Source organism: Castellaniella defragrans (assembly GCF_014203015.1).
Lineage (GTDB): Bacteria > Pseudomonadota > Gammaproteobacteria > Burkholderiales > Burkholderiaceae_B > Castellaniella > Castellaniella defragrans.
Genome location: NZ_JACHIB010000022.1, coordinates 61,518 through 67,631, shown reverse-complemented (window position 1 = coordinate 67,631; position 6,114 = coordinate 61,518). Strand labels below are relative to the sequence as shown.

General features: G+C 64.3%; 7 protein-coding genes and 1 pseudogene. 1 reads left to right on the top strand and 7 read right to left on the bottom strand.

Translation table 11 applies throughout. The features are described from left to right. Nucleotides 1–235 precede the first annotated feature (235 nt). Nucleotides 236–506, bottom strand: a pseudogene (locus tag HNR28_RS18585) (ribbon-helix-helix domain-containing protein). A gap of 249 nt (nucleotides 507–755) precedes the next feature. On the opposite strand from HNR28_RS18585, the gene HNR28_RS16670 reads away from it, so the two are divergent. After that, nucleotides 756–1,268: a ferritin-like domain-containing protein gene (locus HNR28_RS16670; RefSeq protein WP_043683884.1), complete on the top strand. Its 513-nt coding sequence runs from the start codon at nucleotides 756–758 to the stop codon at nucleotides 1,266–1,268. 305 nt (nucleotides 1,269–1,573) lie between these two features. Here HNR28_RS16670 and HNR28_RS16665 read toward each other — a convergent pair whose 3' ends face one another. The 6 genes from HNR28_RS16665 to HNR28_RS16640 form a co-directional block, all read right to left on the bottom strand. Beyond that, nucleotides 1,574–1,783: a cold-shock protein gene (locus HNR28_RS16665; RefSeq protein ID WP_043683885.1), complete on the bottom strand. Its 210-nt coding sequence runs from the start codon at nucleotides 1,781–1,783 to the stop codon at nucleotides 1,574–1,576. 93 nt (nucleotides 1,784–1,876) lie between these two features. Then, a complete protein-coding gene (locus HNR28_RS16660; protein ID WP_052355864.1) occupies nucleotides 1,877–2,170 on the bottom strand; it encodes a hypothetical protein in 294 nt (97 codons plus the stop codon). Nucleotides 2,171–2,465: 295 nt separating this feature from the next. Next, nucleotides 2,466–3,347 carry an AraC family transcriptional regulator gene (locus HNR28_RS16655; RefSeq protein WP_052355865.1) on the bottom strand — a complete coding sequence of 294 codons (882 nt, stop codon included), beginning with the start codon at nucleotides 3,345–3,347 and terminating at the stop codon, nucleotides 2,466–2,468. A 166-nt stretch (nucleotides 3,348–3,513) separates the two neighbouring features. Continuing rightward, a complete protein-coding gene (locus tag HNR28_RS16650) occupies nucleotides 3,514–4,047 on the bottom strand; it encodes a hypothetical protein (protein ID WP_043683887.1) in 534 nt (177 codons plus the stop codon). Between the two features lies 1 nt (nucleotide 4,048). Beyond that, complete coding sequence (locus HNR28_RS16645; protein ID WP_151025267.1) at nucleotides 4,049–5,239, bottom strand: phosphotransferase family protein; 1,191 nt, start codon at nucleotides 5,237–5,239, stop codon at nucleotides 4,049–4,051. 131 nt (nucleotides 5,240–5,370) lie between these two features. Beyond that, the gene (locus HNR28_RS16640) at nucleotides 5,371–6,105 is read right to left on the bottom strand and encodes a molybdopterin-dependent oxidoreductase (protein ID WP_148304970.1); all 735 of its coding nucleotides are present in this window, start codon (nucleotides 6,103–6,105) and stop codon (nucleotides 5,371–5,373) included. Nucleotides 6,106–6,114 lie beyond the last annotated feature (9 nt).

The following is a 6,114-nucleotide window of genomic DNA, read 5'->3' as shown; positions in this document are numbered from 1 at the left end:
TCGGCTTCTTGCATGGATGATCCCTCCTGATGTGATCATGAAGGGGTCAGTTCTCCATGTCGCCAGGGGGTCAGTTTGTCATGTCGCCTGACAGCCTTGGGTCGCCAAGCCTTCGCAATACGTGACGATGGCATCGGTATAGTCCGCCGCGATGTTCGGCGAGGCCGCCTGAGCGACATAGCGATATGGATCCCCAGTTGCTCCAACGCCTCGGGTGAAAAAACCACGCGGTCACTCATCGGATCTTTGCGTGCTCGGCAGCCAGACGTGCGCGTACCTGTTCCGGCGTTACCGCGCGGGACGGATCAGCCTTGAGCGCGTCATAGGCAGGGACAACCTGATGCTGTAGCCAGCTTTCGACAGCACGATCCCGGGCCAGCAGGGCATGTCAGCCCATCCCGGATGACCTCGCTTTCGCTGGCATACTCGCCTGTCCGCACCTTGGATTTCACGACATCGGCCAATTCATTGGGCAAGGTGATGCTGAGTTGCTGCGTGGTTCGCATGATGGCTTCCCTTCTTGAAAGCAGGATTTGATCCTGCCGAACCCTGCCGAACCAGAGAAGGAAAATCCAGCCGTCCCAGGCGCATCTCCACTCCCATTCCATGGGGCTCCTCAAAGGCAGCGATTTCCCCACGACCGGGCACAACCCTTGCTGCGGCTTCCCGCAGGGTGGGCCGCGCAATGCCGGCTGCTCCTGCGCGACGCTGCCGCCGGCAGCGTGCCCGACACTGCTTACGCGAAGAGGAAAACCATGGCTACCGAAATGAAAGAGAATCTGCTGGACTGGCTGCGCGACGCCCATGCAATGGAAGAGCAGGCCGAGAAGATGCTGACGGCCACCGCCGAGCGGCTGCAGCACTATCCCGAGCTGCGGGCCCGGATCGAGCAGCACGTCGAGGAGACCCGGCAGCAGGCGCTGCGCGTCCGCCAATGCATCGAACGGCTGGGCGGCGACACCTCGGCCATCAAGGACATCACGGGGAAGATGATGGCCATGGCCCAGGGCCTGAGCGGCATGTTCGTTTCCGACGAGGTGGTCAAGGCGAGCCTCGCCAGCTACGCCTTCGAGCATATGGAGATCGCCAGCTACAAGGCGCTCATCGCCGCCGCCGAGACCTGCGGGGACACGGAAACCAAGCGGCTGTGCGAGCAGAGCCTGGCCGAGGAGGAAGCCATGGCCGATTGGCTGGCCGCCCACCTGCCCGCCACGGTGCGGCAGTTCCTCCTGCGCGACGAAGCCCCCAACACGACAGCCAAGCACTGACCGGCGACGAAGCACCCACACAACGGTCAAACGCTCGACGGCCAGGCACTGACCGCAACGGCGCGGCACCGGCAGGCGGCAGAGCGACCGACCAGCAACCGAGCGACTGACCGGCGGCAGCGCAGCATTAGATGCAGTCCGGCGCCGGTGCGGGTGCGCAGGTCCCGCGACTTGTCCGCGGCCTGCTCCGGCAGGCGGGCGCCCCGCCGGGCGCCCGCAAAAAAGCCGGGCCCCCTGTTTCAGGGGGCCCGGCCGCACTGTGACTTCCCGCGGATCACCGCCCGGAGGCGGTGACTCGCCGGACATCAGAGAATTTGGATCTTGGTGGCCTGCGGGCCTTTCTGTCCGACTGCGGACACGAAAGAGACGCGCTGGTTTTCTTCAAGGGATCGGTGTCCGGAGCCTTGAATCTCCGAGTAGTGCGCGAACAGGTCCTTGCCGCCGGATTCGGGCATGATGAAGCCGAATCCCTTTTCGCTGTTGAACCATTTCACGATGCCGATTTCTGTAGTCAATGTCTTTCCTAAAGGTAAAAGGGAAACTTTCCCCACCCCCACTATGGGGGTTTACTGCGTGCGACACAATCACACTTTCAATTTGTCGCAATTTCAGTTGGTCGCAAATGAAGGGCCGGACGCATGCGATGCGCCGGCCGCCTGCGGGCGCAGCCACGCCGGCCTGGCCGGCTGCGCGCACGCCCGGATGTAGCTGAATGCCTCGGCCTTGGCGAACTCGGCCGCGGCCTGGGCCGACTCGAAGAGCGGCGTGAACCGCATCAGGCGGTCGTGGGTCATGCTGGCGCGGCCGCTGCGGATGGAGACGGAAGCAATATACCGGCCGCCATGATCGCGACGGACCAGGGGAGAGACCAGGTACTTGCCGACCTGTATGGATGGATACATGAAAACCTTTCGATGCCGTCAATGGAGCCGGACATCCGATGAAACAATGGGGGCGCAAAGCGCGTGCGGTTGAACTCTGCCCGCGGCTGGCTCGCAGGGGTGTTCGCTGCAAGCGAGGTGCTGCCGGAAACGAGGGCCCGGGATCGGGCGCGGCCGGCAAAGGAAGAAGGACAAGATCAGTGCCGCGCGTTTTTCATGGAATCATTCTGCACGTCGCGGCAAAGACGGATAAGTGTACCACAACTTACCGTCCACGGCACAAGCCCTTTGACGAGGCATCCATCGGACCGGCGCCTCAATCAGGCGCCGCACTCTTCTTGCGATAGGAGCCGGGCGTCACGCCCAGCACCCGCTTGAACGTCGAAACCATGTGGGCCAGGGAGGAAAAGCCGCACTGGGTGGCGATCTTGGTCAGGGGCAGGCTGCTTTCCTCGATGAGGTGATGCGCCAGTTTCACCCGATACTGGATGATGTAGCGGTGTATCGGCATGCCCATCACCGCCAGGAACCGGTGCCGCAGCAGGCTGGCCGACATCTTCTGCAGCAGGGCGAGATGGGCGATCGTCAGCGGCTCGCTCACATGCGCATGGATATACAGCACCGTCTCGTTGATCGCCGGATCCGAGGTGCGCATCATGTCGCCGCTGCGGTTCCCCAGCGCCAGCCATTCCAGCTGGGCGGTGATGGCGTCGATGATGCGCTCCACGTACCGCACCGGCCGCGGCGCGGTGGGCGAAGAGGAAATCTCGAACATCTGGCGCGACAGGGCCGGCAGCAGCGCATCGTTGATCTGCAGCGGCACGCGATGATCGCCGATCACCTTTTTCAGGGCCTGGTGGGCGTCCCCGGACGTATACAGGAGCTGGAACCAGAGGATCTTGTCGGGGCTGCGGAAATGCATCTCGACGTCGCCGGGGACCAGCATCACGCGATAGGGCATGGCGACGGTCGGCATGTCCTGGCTCGACGGACCGGCATAGGCGTCGATCTTCGTGCCGAAATGCACCGCGATCATCGCCATGGGCAGCGGCGGAATGATGATGACGGACGGCGGCACGGTCACGTACGACTCGATCGCCAGATGATTCGGTCCGCGATTTTCCCAGCGGGAGACGGGTCTCGCATTCACGGCCCGCTGCACCAGCGCCGAGACTTCCTTGAACTGCGGATCGATCATCCCATCCACTCCGGTCGGGTACCAGGCAAGCGCCGCGGACCTGGCCCGGGAAGGGGGCAATTATATCGGACGGCTGCCACGGACGATACGGCGGTCGTCCGAGCCGCTGTCCGGCCGACCGGCGGCAGCCCACGGAGATGCACGCGGAGGATGGGGCCGGCCCGGCTCAATCGAGCAGCGCCTCGATGTCGGGCGGGGCCGAGGCGGCGGACTCCCAGCACTGCGGTTTCATCAGGGCGCGGTCGCGCAGCAGCTGCGCTTCGGACATGGCGAGCAGCACGGACTCGATATGCTCCCGCTCGTCGGCGGAGCCGCCCGCGGCGCAGGCATCGACCAGCGCGCACAGAGAAGCGCGCATCTCCATGATCGCGGCATGGAGCTCCCCGGGATCGGCCCCGCAGCGGCCCAGGACGTCCGCCGCCCGGTCGCGGGCCGCCGCGACTTCGCCGAGGGCCGCGAGCGTGCCGCCGTCCACGGCGTCCAGGGCCGCGAGCGTGCCGGCCGTATCGACCAGGCGCTTGAGCTCGTCCACGTCGAAGCGGAACTGGAGGGGAATCTGGGCCTGCATCAGCTTGAGCATGCCGACGACGAGCTGCGCCTGCTCCACCGCCAACTTGTTGTCGCTCGACACGGCGGGGATGACCACTTCGGTCAGAGCCTTGATCATGGAGCGGATCTGGATTTCGGGCCGCATCTGCATGTCAGTTCGCCTCCTGAATCAGGGTTCTCATTTCATCGACGATCATCCCGCCGATGCCGATCAGCCAGGTGACCAGAATATCCTGGTGGGTTTTGCCGTTCAGGGCGATCCGATAGCCGGTGCCCAGCGTCAGCACAGCGATGCTATAGGCGTTGTAGACTTTGTACCAATGTACTTTCCCCGGATCCACGGTCAGGCCCGAGGCCTTTTCGTACTGTTCGTAGAAGTCTTCCTCGGGCAGCAGGCCGCACACCAGCCGGGTGGTGCCGTCCTCGGCCATGGAAGAAAATGCGCGGTTGGTCGTCCAGGCCAGATCCTGGTGGCGGTCGCCGATCCGTCCCAGTTCCCAATCCAGCAGGGCCGTGATCCGACGGTCGTGTTCGGTGTACAGAAAATTGCCGGTCCGGTAATCGGAATGCACCACCGAGGCCCGATCGAGCACCGGCAGGTTGCGCCGCAGCCAGGCGGCCGCGAGGTGCATCATCGGCACGTCTTCCTCGCAGTCCTCGGTCCACACCCGCTCCCACCAGTTCACGCCCCACTCGGCGCACTGGGTCGTGCCCGTGGCGGGATGCTCGAAGGCATCGAGCGCGTCACCGGAATAGTCATGCCGATGGATCCGCGCCAGCAAATCGACGAACTGCGGCGCCAGATCCGCGCGCAGCGGCGCGGGCAGGACGGTCCCCAGCCCGGAGACACCGCTGGCCCCCTGGTCGGGCTTGGTCACCCCCGGGGCGAAGCCGTAGATGAGCGCCGGATAGGGCAGGAATTCGCCTTCGGCGTCACACCAGAAGACGGGCGGCACGGGCACCGTGCCCTCGAGCGCCTTGATGATCTGGAATTCCCGCAGGCGGCTGGTCTCGACGATCGATTCGGCCGGCTCCATCCGCAGCACCATGGCGGTTTTCTCCCGGCCGGCGCCCGGGCGCTCCCATTCCAGATCGAACGCCATCTGCAGCTTGGAAGCGCCGCCGGAAAGCCAGCGGGGGGCATGGATCGCATGGTCGCCGATGCCTTCGGCGCGCAACAGGGCCTCGATGCCGCCGACCAGCTGCTCGATCGTCACCGGAGCGAAAGGCGGCCCGGCACGCCGGCTCAGCTTGCGCGTCAGGATGCGGTCGATTTCCCGTTCACAGGGAAAGCGCCGGCGCAATTGCCCGATCCATGCCGGATCGGGGCGATTCTTGTCCATATCCACTGATGTCTCCTGTTCTTTGGCCTGTCGCCGCCGGACCCCGCCTGGGGGGACACATGCTGCGCAAAGCCGGATCCGGCACGATTATTTTAATTTAGAACTGTATCATACCATATGTATTAGTATTATTACAAGCCGTCCCTGTAATGCTCAAGCGCCTTGCGCATCTTGCGCCGCGCCCCGGGCATCAGCGCGCGATACACGATCCTGATCAACCACGCCGGCACATATCTGGCCCGTTCCTCGAAGGCCACCCTGCCGCGCGGATGATCCATCAGATCCGGATAGGGAAAGGGAAAGCGGTAATTGCGCCTGTCCTTCCAGAACTCGATCGCGGCGAGATGCTTGACGTTCTTGTATCCATAATGGGCCGGCGCCACCAGGCGCAGCGGCGCGCCATGTTCGATGCCCAGCCCCCCGTCGCCGATCCCGTCGGCCAGCAACACATCGTCGGCCAGCAAGTCGCACAACCGCATGCAGCAGGCATAGCCGTCCTGGGCCCGAAAGACGACGAATGTCGCACCATCCAGCGGCTGGGCCAGCGGCACGACCAGACGATGATAAAAATCCGAAAACCGCACTCCGCGCCAGCGCACCCCCCTGTACGACCAGGTCGTCACGCAGTGGAAATCGGATATCTGCTCCACTCGGGGCAGGGTTTCCAGTTCCGCGCCCAGTATCACCGCCCGCCGGACGTCGCCGCCAATGGAGAGTTCGACGTTATCGGGGTTATGGGGGAACCGTCCGGCAAAATGGCCAAGGCCGAAACGGTCGAAACTGGGGTATTCGAACTGCCCGGGCGGCAGCGGTTTTCTTCCGGCATGCATCAGACACCTCCCGAAGGGGCCGCGGCGCGCCGCCACAGCCTTGCT